The organism is Streptosporangium subroseum (assembly GCF_900188345.1).
Taxonomy (GTDB): Bacteria; Actinomycetota; Actinomycetes; order Streptosporangiales; family Streptosporangiaceae; genus Streptosporangium; species Streptosporangium subroseum.
Genome location: NZ_FZOD01000033.1, coordinates 1 through 18533, shown reverse-complemented (window position 1 = coordinate 18533; position 18533 = coordinate 1). Strand labels below are relative to the sequence as shown.

Below are 18533 nucleotides of genomic sequence, written 5' to 3'. Positions count from 1 at the left end.
CGGGGGAACTCCTCCGGCGCGGAGCAGATCCTCAAACGTCGAAGGGACCTGGGATGAGCCCACTCGCCGTCCAGTTGTACTCCGTTCGTGAGCAGACGGCCGTCGACCGCCGCGCCGTGCTACGCCGCATCGCCGAAATAGGGTACGGCGCGGTCGAGCCGTACGACCCGCACGTGGATCCGGTCGGGCTCGCCGCCGACCTCGAGGAGGCCGGGCTGACGGTGTGCAGCGTGCACGGCCCGCTGCTCGACGAGCGCCGGTCGAGCGTGCTCGCCGCGGCCGCCGTCATCGGGGCGGACACCGTCATCGTGCCGATGGCTCCCGCCGAGTGGTTCGCCGACCTGGGTGGGCTGGAGCTGGCCGCCCGGACCATCAACGAGGCGGCCGTCGAGGCGGCCGGCCACGGTCTGCGGCTCGGCTACCACAACCACTGGTGGGAGCTGGAACAGTCGGTGGACGGCCGTCCCGCCCTGGAGGTGCTGGCCGAGCTGCTGGCCCCCGAGGTGCTCCTGGAGGTCGACGTCTACTGGGCGGCGACCGGCGGGGTCGACCCGTCGGCGCTGCTGACCCGGTTGGGCGAGCGGGTGCGCTACCTGCACGTCAAGGACGGGCCGGCGACGAAGGAGGGGCCGATGACGGCGGTGGGCGCGGGCAGCGTGCCGATCGTGAACGCGCTGACCACCGCGCCGGACGCGGTGCGGATCGTGGAGCTGGACCACTGCGCCACCGACATGGTCGAGGCGCTGGCCGACAGCCACGCCTACTTGACCGGCCTGGTCGCCGCGGGGCGGGTGAGCCCGTGACAAGCCCTCTCGGGGTGGCGATCGTCGGCTGCGGCACCATCAGCCACCAGTATCTGAGCAACCTGATCACCTTCCCCGACGTGCGGGTGGTGGCCTGCGCCGACCTCGACCTGGCCCGTGCCCAGGAGGTCGCGAGCCAGTACGGCGTGCCGGTGGCGACCACTCCGGAACAGGCGATGGCCCACCCCGACGTCGAACTGGTCGTCAACCTCACGATCCCGTCCGCCCACGCCGCGGTGGCGATGGCGGCGGTCGAGGCCGGGCGTCACGTCTACAACGAGAAGCCGTTCACCCTGGACAGGGAGTCCGGCTCGAAGCTGGTGGAGGCCGCCGCGACGGCGGGGGTGCGCTTGGGCAGCGCTCCCGACACCTTCCTCGGCGCCGGTCTGCAGACCGCGGCCCGGCTCGTCGCCGAAGGGGCGATCGGCGCCCCCCTGACCGCTCTGACACTGCTGCAGAGCCCCGGTCCCGAATCGTGGCACCACAGCCCGGAGTTCCTGTTCCAGCGGGGCGCCGGACCGCTGTTCGACATGGGCCCCTACTACCTGACCGCCCTCGTCACGCTGTTCGGGCCGACCCGGCGGGTGGCCGCGATGGCCCGCCGGGCACGGGAGGAGCGGATCATCGGCTCGGGGCCCAGGGCCGGGACCCGTTTCCCGGTCGAGGTCCCCACCCACACGGCGGCTCTCGTGGAGTTCGCCGCCGGGCAGGCCGCCACGATGGTGTTCACCTTCGACTCGCCGCTTCCCCGCTGGGGGTTCATCGAGATCACCGGCACCGAGGCGACCATGGAGGTGCCCGACCCCAACACCTTCGGCGGCGAGGTGCGGTTGCGCCGGGCCGGCGACGACGAGTGGACCCCGGTCCCGACGCCGGGTACCACCGCCGGTCGTGGTCTGGGCGTGCTCGACATGGCCCAGGCCATCCGCGAGGGCCGGCCGCACCGCGCCACCGGAGAGCTGGGCCTGCACGTCCTGGACACGATGCTGGCCATCGCCGAGTCCGCCGAGCGGTCCGAGTTCCTCGAGGTCGGCAGCACCTGCCCGATGCCCGAGCCGCTGTCCGAGGGGTGGGATCCGGTGAAGGGCCACGGGTAGGGCCTGAGCCGGGCGACGGCGTAGACGGCACGAACCGACAGGACGGCGGGACGGCGGCGAGCCGTCCCGCCGTCCTTTTTTCTCTCCGCGCTTGCCTATTTTACTCATATGAGTTATTTGTTACTCATGCAAGTAAAGAAGGCGGAGCCGAAGGCGAGGGGCCGCCATCGCGGGGCGGCCATCCTGATGCTGGTGGACTTCGGGCTGCCCATCGGGCTCTACTACGGCCTGCGCGCGATGGACGTCGACTATCTCCCCTCCCTGCTCATCAGCTCCCTGGTGCCCAGCACCAGCATGGTCGTCACCCTTGTCAGGGAACGGAGGCTCGACTCCGCCGGGCTCTTCATGACGATCGTGATGCTGGCGGGCGCGGGCCTGTCGCTCATCAGCGGAAGCACCCGGCTGCTGCTCGCCAAGGACGCCCTGCTGATGGTCGCCGTGGGCGGGTGGTTCCTTGTCACCGCCAGGGGCTCGCAACCGCTGGCCCTGCGGTTCTCCCGTCCCCTGCTGGAGGGGCGGATCGGCGCCAGGGAGGAGTCGTGGGACGATCTCTGGGCCCGCTCGCCGGACTTCCGCCGGCTGTGGCGGGTCTGCACGGTCGCCTGGGGCATCGGGTCGCTGGTCGACGCGGTCGTCCGCGTCGTCATCGTCTACACCTTCCCGATCGACCTCGCGGTGGGACTGGGCGGCGTGCAGTACGGGATCTTCACGGTTCTGATGCTGGTGATCGTCAACGTCTACCAGATGCGGGCGGGGCTGCATGACCCCCGGTCGGCGCTCTACCGGCAGGCGGCGGCCGACCTCCCCGGGAGTCCCCTGGAGGTCGGCGGCCCGAAGTGAGCCCCGCGGGCACCCGCGAACGTGAAGGTCACGACCCGTGGCCGGAGCGCCGGCGGCGCCGGGATCGATTCCTAGGGGGTTCGGCCGATGGCCTTGGGGTCACCCGCCGCGGACTCCTCCAGGCGAGCACGGAGCCGGGTCCGGATCTCGTCCGGGGTGTAGGCCTGTCGTTTCCTTTCGGCCCGCACCATGACCACGCCCGTGGCCGCGACGCCGGCGACACCTGCCAGACCGAGTACCTTCCACCATCGCATGTGCCTACGCTAGCGGAATGCCAGGCAAGAGCATCAGCCTCGATGAGGCCGTGAATCTGACCCGTACCGGTGACATGTGGCTGTTCCGCGGCCGGACCGTGCCCGACCGGGCCATTCAGACCATGACGAACAGCCCGGTCAACCACGTCGGCATGTCCGTCGTCATCGACGACATGCCGCCGTTGATGTGGCACGCCGAGCTCGGCCGTTCCCTGCCCGACCTGTGGTCGGGGACCCACCAACGGGGCGTCCAGCTGCACGACCTGCGCGACGCGGTCTCCGTCTGGGCCACCAGGTACGGCCAGCGTGCGTGGCTGCGCCAGCTGGAGCCCCAGACTCCTCCGGAGATGGAGGACGCCGTCCTGCGCACCATCGCCCGCCTGGACGGCACGCCCTTCCCCTCCACGGCCAGGCTGGCCGGACGCTGGATGAAGGGGCGGGTGCCGAAGATCCTGACGCGGGGATCGGAGGAGAGCGCCCTGGAGAGCGCCTACTGCGCGGAGGTCGTCGCCGTGACCTACGAGGCCATGGGACTGCTCCCCGGCGGTCGCAGGCCGAACTGGTACGACCCCGGCCGATTCTGGAGCGGGGACGACCTCGAGCTGTCCGGCGGGTTCCAGCTCGGAGGAGAGATCACGGTGAAGCTGGGGTAGGTCTACGAAAAGACGCAACCCCCGGCGGCTCGCCATCCGAAGTCAGAGGTGGCGGATCCTGTTGCTCCGTGTCGCGGTGGACGTCGCCGCAGTGGATGTCGCAGCGAATGTCACCGTGATCCAAGGGGGATGCGTCATGCCGGACACAGTGGTCATCATCGGTGCGGGACTCGCGGGCCTTTCGTGCGCGGACCGGCTGCACTCCGCCGGGGTGCCGGTCCGTGTCATCGACGCCGCGGACGAGGTGGGCGGTCGCGTGCGCACCGACATCGTGGACGGCTTCCGGCTCGACCGTGGTTTCCAGGTGTTCAACACCGCCTATCCGGAGGCGGCCCGGGTTCTCGACATCGACGCGCTGGACCTTCGCGCCATCCCCTCGGGCGTGATCACCTTCGAGAAGGGGCGGAAAGAACGCTTCATGCTGCCCTGGCGGCATCCCCGGCACGCGTTCAGCGGTCTGCTGGCCGATGTGGGATCGCTCCGGGACAAGGCCGCCCTGAGCGCGCTGACCGCGCGTGACATCACCTTCCCTCCCGAGCTGTTGCGCCGTGACCCGGACCGCACCACGGAGGAGGAGCTGCGGCACCGGGGCATCTCCCCCAGGATGATCGAGAAGCTGATCCGTCCCTTCCTGGCCGGTGTCTTCCTCGAACGGGAGCTGGAAACCTCCAGCCGCTTCTTCAACCTGATCTGGCGGTCCTTCGCCCTCGGCACGGTCGGGGTGCCCGCCCTCGGCATGGGCGAGATCCCCCGCCAGCTCGCCGCCCGTCTCCCGAGGGGGGCGCTGAAACTCGGCACCCCGGTCATCGCCGTGACGGACGAGGGCGTGGAGACGGCGACGGGGGAGGCGATCGGTGCCCGCACGGTGGTCGTGGCGACCGACCCGGCCATGGCCGCCGCCCTCTATCCCGGGCTGGAGATCCCGCCGATGCGTGCGGTGACGACCTTCTACCACGCCGTCCCCTGGTCTCCCGCCGACGATCCCACCCAGATCGTGGACGCGGAGGGCCAGATCACCGACACCCTGGTCATCACCGACGCCGCACCCGAATACTCCTCGGACGGTCGTGCCCTGGTCTCCACCTCGGTCCTGGGGCTTCTCTCCGACGCCGACGAGCCTCGCGTCCGGGCACGGCTGGCTCAGATCTACAGGGCGAACACCTCCGCCTGGGAGCACCTCGCGACCTATCCGATCGAGGGAGCGCTGCCCGCGATGACCCCGCCGTTCCCGATGCGCCGCCCGGTCCGTTTCGCGGCCGGTCGCTACGTGTGCGGCGACCACCGCGACACCGGTTCCCACCAGGGCGCCCTGGTCTCGGGCCGCCGGGCCGCCGACGCCGTACTGGACGACCTGAGGTCGGCCGGCCGGAAATGAACTCGGACGAGCCGATCCGGGGAGGCCGAGCCTCAGGTCATCCGACCTTTGAGGGGTCGATCTCGGGCGTTCAGGCGAGCCGCGCGGGGAACCCGCCGGTGGCGATCGGACCCCAGCGCTGCGGGGTGAGGCGCAGCAGCGACTTGCCCTGGCGGGTCATGGCCTCGCGGTATTCGTCCCAGTCGGGGTGCTCGCCGGAGATCGCCCGGTAGTAGTCGACCAGCGGCTCCAGGGCCTCGGGCAGGTCCAGGACCTCGGCGGTGCCGTCCACCTGCACCCAGGGTCCGCCGAAGTCGTCCGACAGGACCACGACGCTCATCCGGGGATCGCGGCGGGCGTTGGCCGTCTTGGCGCGCTCGGGATAGGTGGACACCACGATGCGCCCCTCCGCGTCGACGCCGCAGGTCACGGGGGAGGCCTGCGGCGTGCCGTCACGGCGTGTCGTGATGACGAGCGCGTGGTGGCGCTCGCGCAGGAACTCCAGCAACTGCTCACGTGAGACGACCTCGTTGGTCGCGATCTTCGGGCTCATGTTCCCACTGTACGACGGCGTGTCACGACTGCTCACATTTGAGTATTTAGGGAGATATGTGGTCAAGAGTCGTCTAGTGGGGTATTTGTCACCAAAGTGGAGGGCATTGATCTACGAATAGACCGATGAGACCTCGGGACCTGTCTGACGGATCCAGGGCTCATCCGCCCAACCAAGGAGATCAACGTGAAGAAGTCTCTTCTCGCCTCGGCTCTGGCAGCTCTGACCCTGGCCGCGGTCCCGGCCGCTCAGGCCTCCACCACGAGTTCCTTCCTCCTCTCTCCTGCCCCCGCCCCCACGGACATGCCGTCCCCCACGGACATGACCTCGCCCACCGACATGCCGACGTCCACCGACATGGCCTCACCGGGGGCCTCGGCCTCGCCGGTCGGCCCGGGCTGTGCCTCCCTGCCCACCTCCGGACCCGGCAGCGCCGCCAGCATGGCCACGGAGCCGGTCGGCACCGCCCTCGCCGCCAACCCGGAACTGTCCACCCTGACCAAGGCCGTCGACGCGGCCGGGCTGACCGAGACCCTGAACTCCGCCAAGGACGTCACGGTGTTCGCGCCCACCAACGCGGCGTTCGACAAGCTCCCGAAGGAGACGCTCGACAAGCTCATGGGGGACAAGGAACAGCTGACCAAGGTCCTCCAGAACCACGTCGTCGAGGGGAGGAAGGCCCCCGCCGACCTCACCACCGCACCGCTCACGACGCTCGGTGGCGGCAGCCTGACCGTCACGGGTTCGGGTGAGGACCTCACCGTCGGCGAGGCCAAGGTGCTCTGCGGCAACCTGCAGACCTCCAACGCCACCGTCTACCTGATCGACTCGGTCCTCGTACCCGGTGCCGAGTCGTCGGCGACCCCGAGCGAGAGCGCGAGCTGAGGAGCCGGAGGGGTGCCTGCCACAGGCGCCCCTCGACAGGCCCTCTGACCGATGACACCCGCCGCAGACGAGTACCACGCCCGTTCACGGGTAACGGGCGTGGGACACGGAGGAAGGCGGGCGTTCATGGGCGCGGGGGACAGGTTCGGGTTGAGGGCGCGGCGGCTGAGGGCGGTGGCCCGCAAGGTCTTCGGGTGGCGTGAGCTGCGCCCGGGACAGCTCGACGCCATGCGCCATCTGATGACGGGCGGGGACGCGCTGGTCGTCATGCCCACCGGCGGCGGCAAGTCGGCCGTCTACCAGGTGCCCGCCCTGTTGCTCGACGGGCCGACCGTGGTCATCTCACCGCTGATCGCGCTCCAGCGCGATCAGGTCGCCGGGCTGATGAAGGCCGACGCCGGAGGGGCGGTGGCGGTCAACTCGGCCCAGTCCGGTGGCGAGGCCTCTCTCGAGGCGGTGCGTGCGGGCAGGACGGAGTTCGTGTTCCTCTCTCCCGAGCAGCTCGCCAAGCCCGAGACGGTCGAACACCTGCGCGCCGCGCGCCCCTCGCTGATCGTCGTCGACGAGGCGCACTGCGTGTCGGCGTGGGGCCACGACTTCCGGCCCGACTACCTGCGGCTGGGACAGGTCATCGAGCGGCTGGGCCACCCGCCGGTGGTGGCGCTGACCGCCACGGCCACCCCCTCGGTGCGCGAGGAGATCGTGAGGTCACTCGGGCTGTCGAACGTGCGCCAGATCGTACGGGGCTTCGACCGGCCCAACCTCGACCTGGAGGTGCGCCGCTTCGTCACCCAGGACGATCTGCGCCGGGCGCTGGTGGAGGACGCCGGGTCCCGGACCGGACTCGGGCTGATCTACGTCGCCACCCGACGGGCCACCGAGGAGTACGCCGCCGAGCTGCGGGAGGCCGGACGCCGGGCCGAGCCGTACCACGCGGGGATGAAGGCGGCCGACCGGCACCGCGTTCACGAGATGTTCCGCGACGACGAGCTCGACGTCGTCGTGGCGACCTCCGCGTTCGGCATGGGCATCGACAAGCCGAACGTGCGGTTCGTGCTGCACGCCTCCCCGCCGGAGTCCCCGGACTCCTACTACCAGGAGATCGGACGCGCCGGGCGGGACGGGTCCCCGGCCTCCGCGGTGCTGTTCTACCGGCAGGAGGATCTCGGGCTGCGCAGGTTCTTCGCCGGGGGACGGGCCGACGAGGAACTGCTGCTGCGGGGCGCGACACTGATCCACGAGCACGGCGGCACCGTCGCGGCCGACGAGCTGCGAGCCGTGCTGGACATCGGCTCCACCCGGCTCACCCGGCTGGTGAACCTGCTGGAGCGGACGGGCGCGGTCGAGGTCACCGCCCGGGGCGATCTGCGCCACGTCGCCGGCGGTCCCACCCCGGAGGAGGCCACGGAGCGTGCCGTCGAACTCGACGACACCCGCCGCCGCATCGACGACTCGCGCATCGACATGATGCGCGGCTACGCGGAGACCACGGGCTGCCGGCGCCGGTTCCTGCTGGAGTATTTCGGCGAGCCGCACGAGCGCGCCTGCGGGGCGTGCGACACCTGCCGGGCGGGCGTCCCCATGCCGGACGAGGAGGTCGAGGGTCCGTTCGCGATGCACGCCAAGGTGCGGCACGAGGCCTGGGGCCGGGGCATGGTGATGAGCAGGGAGAGCGACCGGATCACCGTCCTGTTCGACGAGGTCGGCTACAAGACGCTCTCCTTGGAGGCGGTCGAACGCGAGGACCTCCTGGGAGCCGGTTAGCCCTCGGTCTTCCTGGCGATCCCGACCATGGACCACGTCTTGTCGCGGCCCTGGACGGTGAGGGGGTTGTCGGGACGCCAGTCACGCGTGTAGACGAACCCGGGCTCCACGAGCTCCATCCCGTCGAAGAAGCGCAGCACCTGCTGGCTCGAACGGCCGGCGCCCTCGTCGCGGCCGAGGATCCTCCGGTAGATGCCGACGATCGGATCCTCGACCTCGGGACGTCTTTCGAAGACGACGTGACCGAGGGCGAAGCAGCTGCCGACCGGCAGCGCGTCGCGCAGGACGGCCACACACTTGAACGGGTCGTCCTCGTCCGGGATGAACTGGAGGGCGGACGCGATCAGGATGGCCACCGGCCGGTCCAGGTCGACGAGCCCCCGCAGCCCGGGGTCGGCGAGCAGCTCGCGGGGGTGGAGGATGTCACCCTCGACGACGGCGGTGGCGGGATTGGTGGCCAGCAGGGCGCGGGCGTGGGAGAGCACCACCGGGTCGGTGGAGACGTAGACCACGCGGGCGTCGGGCACGAGCTCCTGGGCGACGTAGTGGATGCTGCTGCGCGTGGGAAGCCCCACCCCGAGGGAGACGAACTGGGTGACGCCCTCATCGAGGAGATATCGCACCGCCCGGATCATGAAGGCCTGCCCCTCCCTGGCCATGGTCCTGACCTCGGGCGCGAGGGCGAGCACCTCCTCCGCGGCCTTGCGGTCGGCGGCGAAGTTGTCCTTGCCGCCGAGGTAGTAGTCGTTCATACGGGCGACGTTGGCCACGCTCGTGTCCAGACCTGCCGGTGGACGTCGGGTCGCGTCGCTCATACGTCATCTCCTCTGCCGCCCGTGACATCCAAGGGAACGGTGACGTTCGTGAACGGATGTCAGGGCACAGGTGAACGGGGAAAGCTCCGATCATTTCCGGCGCAGTCTATCCATTCTTTACGGCCGACTCCGCCGACGACCCATACGGAATCGGGTGAGCGGAGCACCGGTGCGTCGGGCCGCCACCGCGGGACGTACACCACTCCGGGTTCGACGAGTTTCATCTCGCCGAAGAGGCGCTCGACCTCGGCCCTGGTGCGCAAATTGGCGCGGCGTGGGCCCGTGATCGAACCACGGTCCTGGTAGAGGGCCGCGAGCCGTGCCGTCTTCTCCGGGCACAGGTCGGAGACCGCGTGGGAGACGGCCATGTAGCTGCCCGGGGCGATCGCCTCCTGGAGGCCGGACGTGATCCGCATGGCCACGTCGTCGTCCGGGAGATCCGTCAGGACCGAGAAGAGGAGGATCGCCACGGGCCGGTCCAGGTCGATGACGCCGCCGAATCGCAGCTGGGAGAGGATGTCCTCGGGATCGCGGGCGTCGGCTTCGACGACCGTGGCCAGACGGTCGTCGGAGAGCAGGGCCTGGGCGTGGACGACGACCATCGGGTCGTTGTCGACGTACGCCACCCGCGCGTCGGGGGCGACCATGTGGAGGATGTCGTGCACGCCGCCCCGGGTCGGCAGGCCGCAGCCGATGTCGACGAACTGCCGGATGCCCGCCTCGACGAGGAACCGGACCGCCCGGCGGAGGAACCCGCGTCCCTCCCGCGAGACGGCGGGGAGGTCGGGAGCGATCGCGAGCGCTTCCTCCGCGGTCTTGCGGTCGGCGGCGAAGTTGTCCTTGCCACCGACGAAGTAGTCGGCCATCCGTCCCGCGTTCGGGGTCTTGGGGTCGAACCGCAGGCGTTCAGGCCCTGACGACGCCATGACGGTCTCCATCCAGCGGATCGGGCTTCCGCGGACAATATCCATCTTCCGGTGACTATGGGGCGTATTTCCATAAGTCGCCGATTTAGCGTCGGATGGGCCGGATCGTCAGCGACAGGCCTCCAAATGACGCGCTCCCCGGGGAGGAAGGGCGAAGGCCGCCCACACGGCCTTGCCCCGTGTCTCCAAAGGAGCCCAGCCCCACATCTCGCTGACCCCCTGGACGACCTGCAGCCCGCGGCCGCCCTCCGCCTCGTAGTCGGGTTCGCGCAGGCAAGGCCCCTGGTCACTGGGGTCGGTGACCGCGCACAGCACCGAGAGCTCGGTCTGGCACAGGATCACCCTGATATCCGGAGAGGTCCGGGGGTGGACGGGGCTCCGCGTACCGTGGCGCACGGCGTTGGTCACCAACTCGGATATCACGACGCCGGTGTCGTCGATCAGGGGCTCCAGCCCCCACGTCCGCAGGGCGGCGGAGGTGAACTCGCGGGCGGTGCGTGCCGCGTAGGGGTCGTGACGGAGGCTCCACACGGTCATCTGGAGCCGGCCGATGTGGCTTTCCCCATCCGCCCACGGCGGCAGGCCGCCTGGTGGGAGCATGTGATCAAGCATCGACAACCACCGTTCCCATCCTCCGATCTCAGCTCGGACGGGTGCGGCTTCATGTCTTTGACAACCAGTCATCGGCGACCTTGGGGAGGAGTGGCGATCGCGTAACGAAGGCAATCCGTCCAGTCATCTTGCACGTGATGATGTGCATAAGCAAGTACGGATGCACGTGCATCTGCACAAAAAGCTATATGCTCGTACATATGTTCCCCTGCCTAACGGGTGAGAGGCGAGGATGAATCAGCTGTACAGCGGCATGCCGGCGGCTCGGCTGGACGGGGTCGTCTGGCGCAAGAGCCACTTCAGTAATCCCAGTGGCAACTGTGTGGAGGTCGCCGAACTGCCCGACGGCAGGGTCGCGATGCGCAACTCCCGCGACCCCGAGGGGCCCGCGTTGATCTACACTCGCGGTGAGGTCGACGCCTTCGTCAGAGGGGCGAAAAGTGGCGATTTCGATGACCTGATTATCTGAATTGGTTGAAGAATAAAGTTCTATCTAGCCGGAAATGTGCAATTAGAGGTACCGTAAGGGATCTCGATGGCACGAAGAGTAGGTAAAGGCTCGCATTCCGCGCTCGAAGGACTGTAGATGATCACACCTCACGCAGACGGTGAGCGAGTCAGCCCAGCGCCGGTGGTCTCACTCCGCGGCAGTTCAACCGTGTTGAGGATCGTGCTGGGCGCGCAGCTCCGCAGGCTCCGTGAGCAGCGCAACATCACGCTGGAGGCGGCGGGGCACGTCATCCGTGCCTCGCACTCGAAGATCAGCCGCATGGAGCTCGGCCGGGTGAGTTTCCGGATTAGGGACGTGGCCGATCTGCTCACGCTGTACGGCGTGACGGAGGAGAGCGAGCGAGAGCCGCTGCTGGCCCTCGTCGGCCGGGCCAACATCACCGGCTGGTGGCACAACTACAACGACGTCCTGCCCAGCTGGTTCGAGACGTACGTGGGCCTGGAGGAGTCGGCCACCGTCATCCGCAACTACGAGGTCCAGTTCGTGCCCGGCCTGCTCCAGAGCGAGGGCTACGCGCGAGCCGTGATCCGGCTGGGGTTCCCCTCCGCCCCCGAGGAGGAGCTGGAGCGGCGGGTACGGCTGCGCATGGCGCGCCAGAGACTGCTGCACGGCGCGGAGTCACCCCATGTATGGGCCGTGCTGGACGAGGCGGTGCTGCGCCGCTCGCTCGGCGGGGCCGAGGTGATGCGGGGCCAGATCGACCATCTCCTCGCGGCGCTCGACCTGCCCAACGTGACCGTCCAGATCGTGCCGTTCAGCGTCGGCGGCCACGCCGCGGCGGGCGGACCCTTCAGCATTCTGCGGTTCTCCCAGTCCGATCTGCCCGACGTGGTCTACATGGAACAGCTGACCAGCGCGGTCTATCTGGAGAAACGGGAAGAGGTGGACAGCTACCTCGAGGTGATGGAGCGCCTGTGCATTGAGGCCGAGTCGGCCTCTCGCACTCGGGAGATTCTTCTCCAGATCCGCGAACAGTTATAAGAAAAGCCGTGAAATAGCCAAGTCGGCAACCAGTCGGCCGGGTTGTACGAAAATGATTAAATGAAATGTCTCGTGACCGGAGCGACCGGATACATCGGAGGACGGCTCGTTCCCGGACTCCTCGACGCGGGTCACGAGGTCCGCTGCATGGTGCGGTCGGCGGGTCGCCTGCGCGATCAGCCGTGGGCCTCCCGCGTGGAGATCGCGGAAGCCGACGCGACCGACGCGGAGCGGACGAGGAAGGCGCTCGACGGGGTCGAGGTGGCCTACTACCTCATCCACACGATGGGCGGGGGAAGCGACTTCGCCGACGCCGACCGCCGCGCGGCCACCACGTTCGCCGCCGCGGCCAGGGAGGCGGGGGTGGGCCGCATCGTCTATCTCGGCGGCCTCGCGCCCAACGAGGAGCTCTCGCCCCACCTGCGCTCCCGCGTCGAGGTCGGGGAGATATTCCTGGACTCCGGGGTGCCCGCCGTCGTGCTGCGGGCGGCCGTCATCATCGGATCGGGTTCGGCCTCCTTCGAGATGCTGCGTTATCTCACCGAGCGGCTGCCCGTGATGACGACTCCGCGGTGGGTGAGGACCCGGACGCAGCCCATCGCGATCCGCGACGTCCTGCGCTACCTCGTGGCCTGGGCGTCCGTCGAGGAGAAGGTGAACCGCTCCTTCGACATCGGCGGCCCGGACGTGCTGACCTACGCGGACATGATGACCGTCTACGCCGAGGTCGCGGGCCTGCCCCGCCGCGTGATCATCCCGGTTCCGATGCTCAGCCCCGGCCTGTCGAGCCACTGGGTGGGGCTGGTCACCCCCGTCCCCGCGGGGCTGGCCCGCCCGCTGGTGGAGTCGCTGCGCAACGAGGCGGTCTGCCGCGAACACGACGTCGCCGACTACGTCAAGGATCCGCCGAGCGGGCTGATCGGGCTGAGGGAGGCCGTCGAGCTGGCTCTGCGACGGATCAAGGAGGCCAAGGTCCTCACGCGCTGGTCCTCGGCCTCGACCCCGGGAACGCCGAGCGACCCGCTACCGACCGACCCCGACTGGGCGGGCGGCAGCCTCTACGTCGACGCGCGGGCCCGTCGCGTCAAGGCGTCCCCGCAGGCGCTCTGGACGGTGATCGAGGCGATCGGCGGTGAGAGGGGCTGGTACTCCCTGCCCCTCGCCTGGCACCTCCGCGGGCTCCTCGACCGGTTCGTCGGCGGCGTGGGACTGCGCCGCGGACGCCGCGATCCCCGGCGGCTGCGGGTGGGCGACTCCGTCGACTTCTGGCGGGTGGAGGAGGTCGAGCCCGGACGCCTGCTGCGCCTGCGCGCGGAGATGCGCCTGCCGGGTCTCGCGTGGCTGGAACTGCGGGTGCTCCGGCACGGGGGCGAGACCGTCTACGGCCAGCGCGCGATCTTCCACCCGCGCGGTCTGGCGGGCCATCTCTACTGGTGGTCGGTCACGCCCTTCCACACCCTGATCTTCGGCCGGATGCTGCGCAACGTGGCGGTCACCGCCGAGCACGACGCCCCGCCCCCGGAAACCTCCTGAGAGGCTTACACTCCGGCCTTCGGACAGGGGGCGTTGACGCCGGCTCAGGCCTCGGGCTCGCCGGCGACCGCGCGGGCGACGGCCACGTCGCTCTCGCTCATGCCGGAGTAGCCGTCGAGCCGGTGCTGCTCGGCCTGGTCGTCGATCCAGCGGCCGTGTGCCTCCCACGCGGCCTGCTTGCTGGTCCCCAGGGCCGCACCGATCTGCGACCACGAGGCGCCGGCCCTGCGGGCGGATCGTACGGAGAGCTGCCGTCCGTAGCCCGCCTTCCGCGCGACCACCTCGCCCAGCGCGAGAAGCTCCAACGCCTCATCCCGGCGCAGGGGCTCCGCGTCGGGATCGGCCGGCACGAGCCGGGGGTCGCCCCTGTCGGCTGCGTCCTCCTCCGCCGAAGCCAGGGCGTCGCGGGTACGCAGCGCGTCGTAGCGTGTGGCGGCGGTCAGCAGGGTGAACTGATGCTCAAGCTCATCTGGAGTGGTCATGGACCAAATATCTCGTCAAGCCACCCTGACGTCAAGGTGTCTTGACGATAAATCGCGGCTTCCATGTTGCGATGCTCGGTTGATGAGGGATCCCAGGCCGATGTCGGAGGCCAACGAGTGGCGGAGCCGTAGATTCCTGGGGCCCGGATCCCGTCCGTGGCGCGGGAACGTCAGGGTGTCACGAGGACGTCGATGACGTCCGTGTGGTTGATCCCCTTGTGGGCGAGCTGCCCGGACGCGGCGAGCTGGGCAAGGCCGTGGGCGGTGGAGAGCAGGGCCATCATCCCGGCCTTGGAGGCGGCCTGATCGCAGGTGACCTCCATGCCGAGCGCCGCCATCACCTCGTCGATCGCCGCCTCGAGCTCCGGATGGTCCCCGATGAGGAAGTCGGAGGCGAACACCAGCCGGTATTCCTCGGGATGCTCCATGGCGTACTCGACGTAGCCCGTGTAGAAGGCCCGCATCCGCTCCGCGCGGCCGTCTCGCTCCAGGACCGCTCCGGCGACGTGCGCGCTGAGGTCGGTGACCACCTGGATGGCGAGGGCGGCGAGCAGCGCGGTCTTGTCGGCGAAGTGTCGGTAGGGGGCCGTCCGGGACAGACCGGTCAGGTCGCCGACGGCGCGCAGCGTCACGGCGTCGAGGCCCTCTTCGCGCAGTAGTCTCAGCGCACTGTCGACCAGTCGTGTTCTGGTGTCGTCCACCACGTCGTTCACCTTCTCACAGCTCTTGATGTTGACAACGTCAACGTTCGGGGCCGACACTGTCAGTGCTATGTTGACAACGTCAACTGGAGAGCTATGAAGATCATTCTGAACGGTGTCCCCACCGTGGTGGACGCCCACTCGGGCGACGTGGTCGTGGACGTCCTGCGCGAGGGCCAGGGCCTCACCGGCGCCAAGGCCGCCTGCCGTACCGGAGTCTGCGGCGCGTGCACGGTCATGGTGGACGGTGTACCCCAGGCGAGCTGCCTGCTGCCGGCCGCCGCGGCGCGGGAGCGTGAGATCACCACCGTCGAGGGGCTGGATCACCCCGTCCAGCGGGCCTTCGCGGTCCACGACGGTCTGCAGTGCGGCTACTGCACGCCGGGTTTCGTGGTGGAGGCCGCGGCCTTCGTCGACGCCTGGCGGGCGAGCCACGGCGACGTCGCGCCGCCGCGCGAGCGAATCGCCGCCGCCATGGCCGGGCACCTGTGCCGGTGCGGCGCCTACCAGGGGATCTACGCGGCGATCGCCGCCGCCTGCCGGGGAGAACACGACGGCGACGCCGGGGTCCCCGCCCGGGTGGAGGCGATGGACAAGGTCACCGGCCGTGCCCGCTACACCACCGACGTCCGTCTGGACGGCCAGCTGGAGGGGGTGATCGTCCGCTCCACGAGGGCGCACGCCCGCGTCACCGCGGTGAAGGTGGACGCCGCCCACGTGATCGACCTGCTGCCGCCCGACCGGATCGTCCGCTACGCGGGGCAGCCCGTGGCCGCCGTCGCCGCTCCCACGCGCCGGGAGGCGCTGGCGATCGCGGAGGGCGCGGAGATCGGCTACGACCCGATCCCGGCCGCGCTCGACGACGCGCCCGGCGCCCCGGTCGTCTACGACGAGCACACCAGGAAGCAGGCCCCCAGCGCCAGCGAGGGGCTGGAGCTGCCCGGCCCCTGGAACGGCAACGTGCACGGTCCCTTCACCAGGGCGAGCTGGCGCGGACGTACCGCCGTGAAGCGGATCGAGGCCGCGCGCGGGGCCGCCGACCCCCGCCTGGTGACCGGTACGTTCACCACCGCCGTGCAGGTTCACACCCCGCTGGAGCCGCACGCGTGCGTGGCCCGCTGGGACACCGGCGGCGACCTCCACCTATATCTGTCCACCCAGAGCGTCGGCCTGGTCGCCGAGCAGGCCGCCAAGCGGTGGAACCTGCCCGCGGAGCGGGTCCATGTCACCGCCGATCACGTCGGCGGCGCCTTCGGGGCCAAGAACGGGATCACCGCCGAGACGATCGCGGCCGTCGAGCTCGCACGGGCCTGCGGCGCGCCGGTCCGCGTGGTGTTCAGCCGCGCCGACGAGCTCACCGACGCCGGCAACCGGCCCGGTACCCGGACCACGCTCGAACTGCTCACCGACGACAAAGGAGACCTCGCGGCCCTCACCGTGGACGCCCACGGCCGCGGCGGGGTGTCCGTCGGATCGGCCGTCGCGGTGTTCGCCCGTCTCATGTACGGCACGGCGCCCCGGCGGCTCCGCGACTACGACGTGATCACCAATGAGCCGCCCGGCACGCCGTTCCGCGGGCCGGGAGCGCCGCCCATGCTGTGGGCGCTGGAGCAGGCGGTGGACGAGGTCGCCCATCGCCGCGGCGAGGATCCGATCGCGCTGCGCCGCCGCTGGGACGGCAACCGCAAGCGGCACGCCCTCTACGACTGGGCCGCGGCCCTGCCCGCGTGGGCGGGCAGGGCCGCGGCAGGCTCACAGGAGGGTCGTTTCCGCCGGGGCATCGGGGTGGCCGCCGCCAACTGGGCCTACATGCTCGACCCCGGTACGGAGATCGAGCTCCAGGTCGAGGGTGACGTGGTCGTGGCCCGCACCACGACCCAGGACATCGGCACCGGCATCCGCAGCGTCATCGCCGAGATCCTCCGCGATGAGCTCGGCCTGCCCGCCGAGCGCGTCCGCGTCGAGATCGGGAGGACGGGCACCGTACACGGGCCACCCTCCATCGGCAGCCGCACCACCACCTCGGTGGCTCCCGCCGTACGCGACGCCGCACGACGCCTGCGGGAGCGGGGCCTGGCCGACGGCGCCAAGGTCGTCGGCAGGCGCCGGCGCGACCGGCGCGGCTACGTCACCCCGATCGCGGTGGGCGGCATGGCGCTGGGCCGGGGCTTCAGCGGGGCCGTCCACGTCACCGAGGTCGAGGTCGACACCCGCTTCGGCACCGTCAGGCCGCTACGCGTGTGGGCCGGCATCGCGGTCGGTCACATCTATGCCGAGCGGCTGGCACGCAGCCAGTGCGAGGGCGGCATCGTCCAGGGCATCGGCTACGCGCTGTACGAGGAGCGCCACGTCGATCCGGTGACGGGGACCGTGCTGACCGCCAACCTCGACGACTACCGCATCCCCGGCATCGGCGACACCCCCGAGATGACCGTCCACTTCCACCAGGACGGGTGGGAGCACGTCAACGGCCGCGGCGTCGGGGTCGGCGAGGTCTCCACGATCGGCGTGGCCGCCTCGGTGGGCAACGCCGTTCACAACGCCACCGGCTGGCGCCCCCACGACCTGCCCATCAGGCCCGACCGGCTCCTTGAGGGGATGCGGAAATGACGGTCCCCACCGACCTCGGCCGGCTCCTCCGGCCTGACCGGCTTCACGGAGGGATGCGGAAATGACCGCGCCCACCGACCTCGGCCGGTGTCTCCGGCTTCTCGAAGGGATCGGACGATGAGCGTCCCGACAGACATCGGCGAGATCGCCCGGCGCGGCGGCGAGTTCCGCGCGGGCGGCACCGACCTGATGGCCCGCCACCCGGCAGGGCCGTACGTCGACCTGCACGACCTCCACGACCTGTCCGGTATCACCTGGCAGCCGGACGGCTCAGCCCGGATCGGCGCGCTGACCACGGTCGCGGAGCTCGCCGGCGACGAGCGGCTCCGCGCCGCCCACCCCTCCCTGGCACTGACGGCCGGGGCGCTGGCCACGCCCCAGATCCGGGCGGTGGCCACCGTCGGCGGAAACCTGCTCCAGCGCAACCGCTGTTCGTACTACCGCAACCCGTCCTTCTCCTGCCACCAGAGCGGAGGCGACTCCTGCCCGGCCCGCACGGGGCTCACCCTCTACTCCGCGGTGATCGACACCGGCCCGTGCGTGGCCCCGCACCCGTCGTCACTGGCAATGGCGCTGCTCGGCTGCGACGCGTCCGTCGAGGTGCACGGCAGGGCCCCGTTTGATGTCGGCGAGCTGTACGGAGACGGCTCCGACCCGACCCGCGACCACCTGCTCGGCCCGGGGGAGATCCTCGTGGCGATCGACCTGCCCCCGCCCGTGCCGGGGGAGCGGGCCGCCTACCACCGTGCGATCGCCAGGTCCGAGGCCGAATGGCCGCTGGTGGAGGCGGCGGCGCGGCTGGTCGTGAGCGACGAAAGGATCACCTTCGCCGCGGTGGCCGTGGGCGGCGTCGCCCGCGTTCCGCTGCGACTGCCCGAGGTGGAGGAGGCGCTCCTCGCCGGTGAGACCCTCGACCACGCGGCGGCGCGGGCCGCCACCCGGTGTGCGCCGGCGGCCCAGAACGGTTACAAGGTCGCGCTGCTCACCGGGACGGTCCTGGAGGTCCTGGAACGCGCCTTCGATGCGGCGCGGGGGTGAGATCTCCCGGCCGGGAGCGCGCACCTACACGTTGGCGGTGTGCGGTTCGTCGACGCGCACGATGGTGGCCAGCACCTCGTTGAACGCCTCGGTCGAGGTCGGATGGTTGTACACCGCATCA

Annotated in this window: 19 protein-coding genes; 12 read left to right on the top strand and 7 right to left on the bottom strand. The window is 70.3% G+C overall.

Annotated elements, in window-relative coordinates; all coding sequences use genetic code 11:
• The first annotated feature begins 53 nt into the window (after positions 1-53).
• The 3 genes from CHC08_RS27855 to CHC08_RS27845 all read left to right on the top strand — a co-directional run bounded on the left by CHC08_RS27855 (position 54) and on the right by CHC08_RS27845 (position 2740).
• Positions 54-803, top strand: a complete 750-nt coding sequence (locus CHC08_RS27855; protein ID WP_089210343.1) for a sugar phosphate isomerase/epimerase family protein — start codon at positions 54-56, stop codon at positions 801-803.
• Entirely contained in the window at positions 800-1900 is a 1101-nt protein-coding gene (locus CHC08_RS27850) for a Gfo/Idh/MocA family protein (protein WP_089210342.1), read from the top strand. The genes CHC08_RS27855 and CHC08_RS27850 overlap by 4 nt, the downstream gene beginning before the upstream one ends.
• 108 nt (positions 1901-2008) lie before the next feature.
• Positions 2009-2740: a VC0807 family protein gene (locus CHC08_RS27845; RefSeq protein WP_143653370.1), complete on the top strand. Its 732-nt coding sequence runs from the start codon at positions 2009-2011 to the stop codon at positions 2738-2740.
• A gap of 71 nt (positions 2741-2811) precedes the next feature.
• On the opposite strand, the gene CHC08_RS27840 is transcribed toward CHC08_RS27845, so the two are convergent.
• Complete coding sequence (locus CHC08_RS27840; RefSeq protein ID WP_089210340.1) at positions 2812-2994, bottom strand: hypothetical protein; 183 nt, start codon at positions 2992-2994, stop codon at positions 2812-2814.
• A 17-nt stretch (positions 2995-3011) separates the two neighbouring features.
• Between CHC08_RS27840 and CHC08_RS27835 the strand changes: the two genes are divergently transcribed.
• Positions 3012-3647 carry a hypothetical protein gene (locus CHC08_RS27835; RefSeq protein WP_089210339.1) on the top strand — a complete coding sequence of 212 codons (636 nt, stop codon included), beginning with the start codon at positions 3012-3014 and terminating at the stop codon, positions 3645-3647.
• A gap of 136 nt (positions 3648-3783) precedes the next feature.
• Positions 3784-5022 (top strand): NAD(P)/FAD-dependent oxidoreductase, encoded by a 1239-nt coding sequence (locus tag CHC08_RS27830; RefSeq protein ID WP_089210338.1) that lies wholly within the window; start codon positions 3784-3786, stop codon positions 5020-5022.
• A 70-nt stretch (positions 5023-5092) separates the two neighbouring features.
• On the opposite strand, the gene CHC08_RS27825 is transcribed toward CHC08_RS27830, so the two are convergent.
• Positions 5093-5554 carry a PPOX class F420-dependent oxidoreductase gene (locus tag CHC08_RS27825; protein ID WP_089210337.1) on the bottom strand — a complete coding sequence of 154 codons (462 nt, stop codon included), beginning with the start codon at positions 5552-5554 and terminating at the stop codon, positions 5093-5095.
• Positions 5555-5740: 186 nt separating this feature from the next.
• Between CHC08_RS27825 and CHC08_RS27820 the strand changes: the two genes are divergently transcribed.
• On the top strand, positions 5741-6439 hold the full coding sequence (locus CHC08_RS27820) for a fasciclin domain-containing protein (protein ID WP_089210336.1): 699 nt from the start codon (positions 5741-5743) through the stop codon (positions 6437-6439).
• A gap of 126 nt (positions 6440-6565) precedes the next feature.
• Positions 6566-8203 carry a RecQ family ATP-dependent DNA helicase gene (locus CHC08_RS27815; protein ID WP_089210335.1) on the top strand — a complete coding sequence of 546 codons (1638 nt, stop codon included), beginning with the start codon at positions 6566-6568 and terminating at the stop codon, positions 8201-8203.
• Here the strand turns inward: CHC08_RS27815 and CHC08_RS27810 are convergent.
• The 3 genes from CHC08_RS27810 to CHC08_RS27800 all read right to left on the bottom strand — a co-directional run bounded on the left by CHC08_RS27810 (position 8200) and on the right by CHC08_RS27800 (position 10544).
• Positions 8200-9018, bottom strand: coding sequence for an SAM-dependent methyltransferase (locus CHC08_RS27810; protein ID WP_089210334.1), 819 nt, complete (start codon positions 9016-9018; stop codon positions 8200-8202). The genes CHC08_RS27815 and CHC08_RS27810 overlap by 4 nt on opposite strands.
• Before the next feature lie 59 nt (positions 9019-9077).
• Complete coding sequence (locus CHC08_RS27805) at positions 9078-9989, bottom strand: SAM-dependent methyltransferase (RefSeq protein WP_245878605.1); 912 nt, start codon at positions 9987-9989, stop codon at positions 9078-9080.
• A 63-nt stretch (positions 9990-10052) separates the two neighbouring features.
• A complete protein-coding gene (locus CHC08_RS27800) occupies positions 10053-10544 on the bottom strand; it encodes an ATP-binding protein (protein ID WP_179282243.1) in 492 nt (163 codons plus the stop codon).
• A gap of 244 nt (positions 10545-10788) precedes the next feature.
• On the opposite strand from CHC08_RS27800, the gene CHC08_RS27795 reads away from it, so the two are divergent.
• The 3 genes from CHC08_RS27795 (at position 10789) to CHC08_RS27785 (ending at position 13581) form a co-directional block, all read left to right on the top strand.
• Positions 10789-11025 (top strand): DUF397 domain-containing protein, encoded by a 237-nt coding sequence (locus tag CHC08_RS27795; protein WP_089210332.1) that lies wholly within the window; start codon positions 10789-10791, stop codon positions 11023-11025.
• Positions 11026-11142: 117 nt separating this feature from the next.
• Positions 11143-12048 (top strand): helix-turn-helix domain-containing protein, encoded by a 906-nt coding sequence (locus CHC08_RS27790; protein WP_089210331.1) that lies wholly within the window; start codon positions 11143-11145, stop codon positions 12046-12048.
• A 60-nt stretch (positions 12049-12108) separates the two neighbouring features.
• Positions 12109-13581: an SDR family oxidoreductase gene (locus CHC08_RS27785; RefSeq protein WP_089210330.1), complete on the top strand. Its 1473-nt coding sequence runs from the start codon at positions 12109-12111 to the stop codon at positions 13579-13581.
• A gap of 44 nt (positions 13582-13625) precedes the next feature.
• Here the strand turns inward: CHC08_RS27785 and CHC08_RS27780 are convergent, their stop codons facing one another.
• The gene (locus CHC08_RS27780) at positions 13626-14063 is read right to left on the bottom strand and encodes a hypothetical protein (RefSeq protein WP_089210329.1); all 438 of its coding nucleotides are present in this window, start codon (positions 14061-14063) and stop codon (positions 13626-13628) included.
• Positions 14064-14233: 170 nt separating this feature from the next.
• Positions 14234-14824 (bottom strand): TetR/AcrR family transcriptional regulator, encoded by a 591-nt coding sequence (locus CHC08_RS48555; protein WP_179282242.1) that lies wholly within the window; start codon positions 14822-14824, stop codon positions 14234-14236.
• 36 nt (positions 14825-14860) lie between these two features.
• Between CHC08_RS48555 and CHC08_RS27765 the strand changes: the two genes are divergently transcribed.
• The gene (locus tag CHC08_RS27765) at positions 14861-17374 is read left to right on the top strand and encodes a molybdopterin-dependent oxidoreductase (protein ID WP_089210328.1); all 2514 of its coding nucleotides are present in this window, start codon (positions 14861-14863) and stop codon (positions 17372-17374) included.
• Between the two features lie 117 nt (positions 17375-17491).
• Positions 17492-18412, top strand: coding sequence for an FAD binding domain-containing protein (locus CHC08_RS27760; protein WP_089210327.1), 921 nt, complete (start codon positions 17492-17494; stop codon positions 18410-18412).
• The last annotated feature ends 121 nt before the right edge of the window (positions 18413-18533 follow it).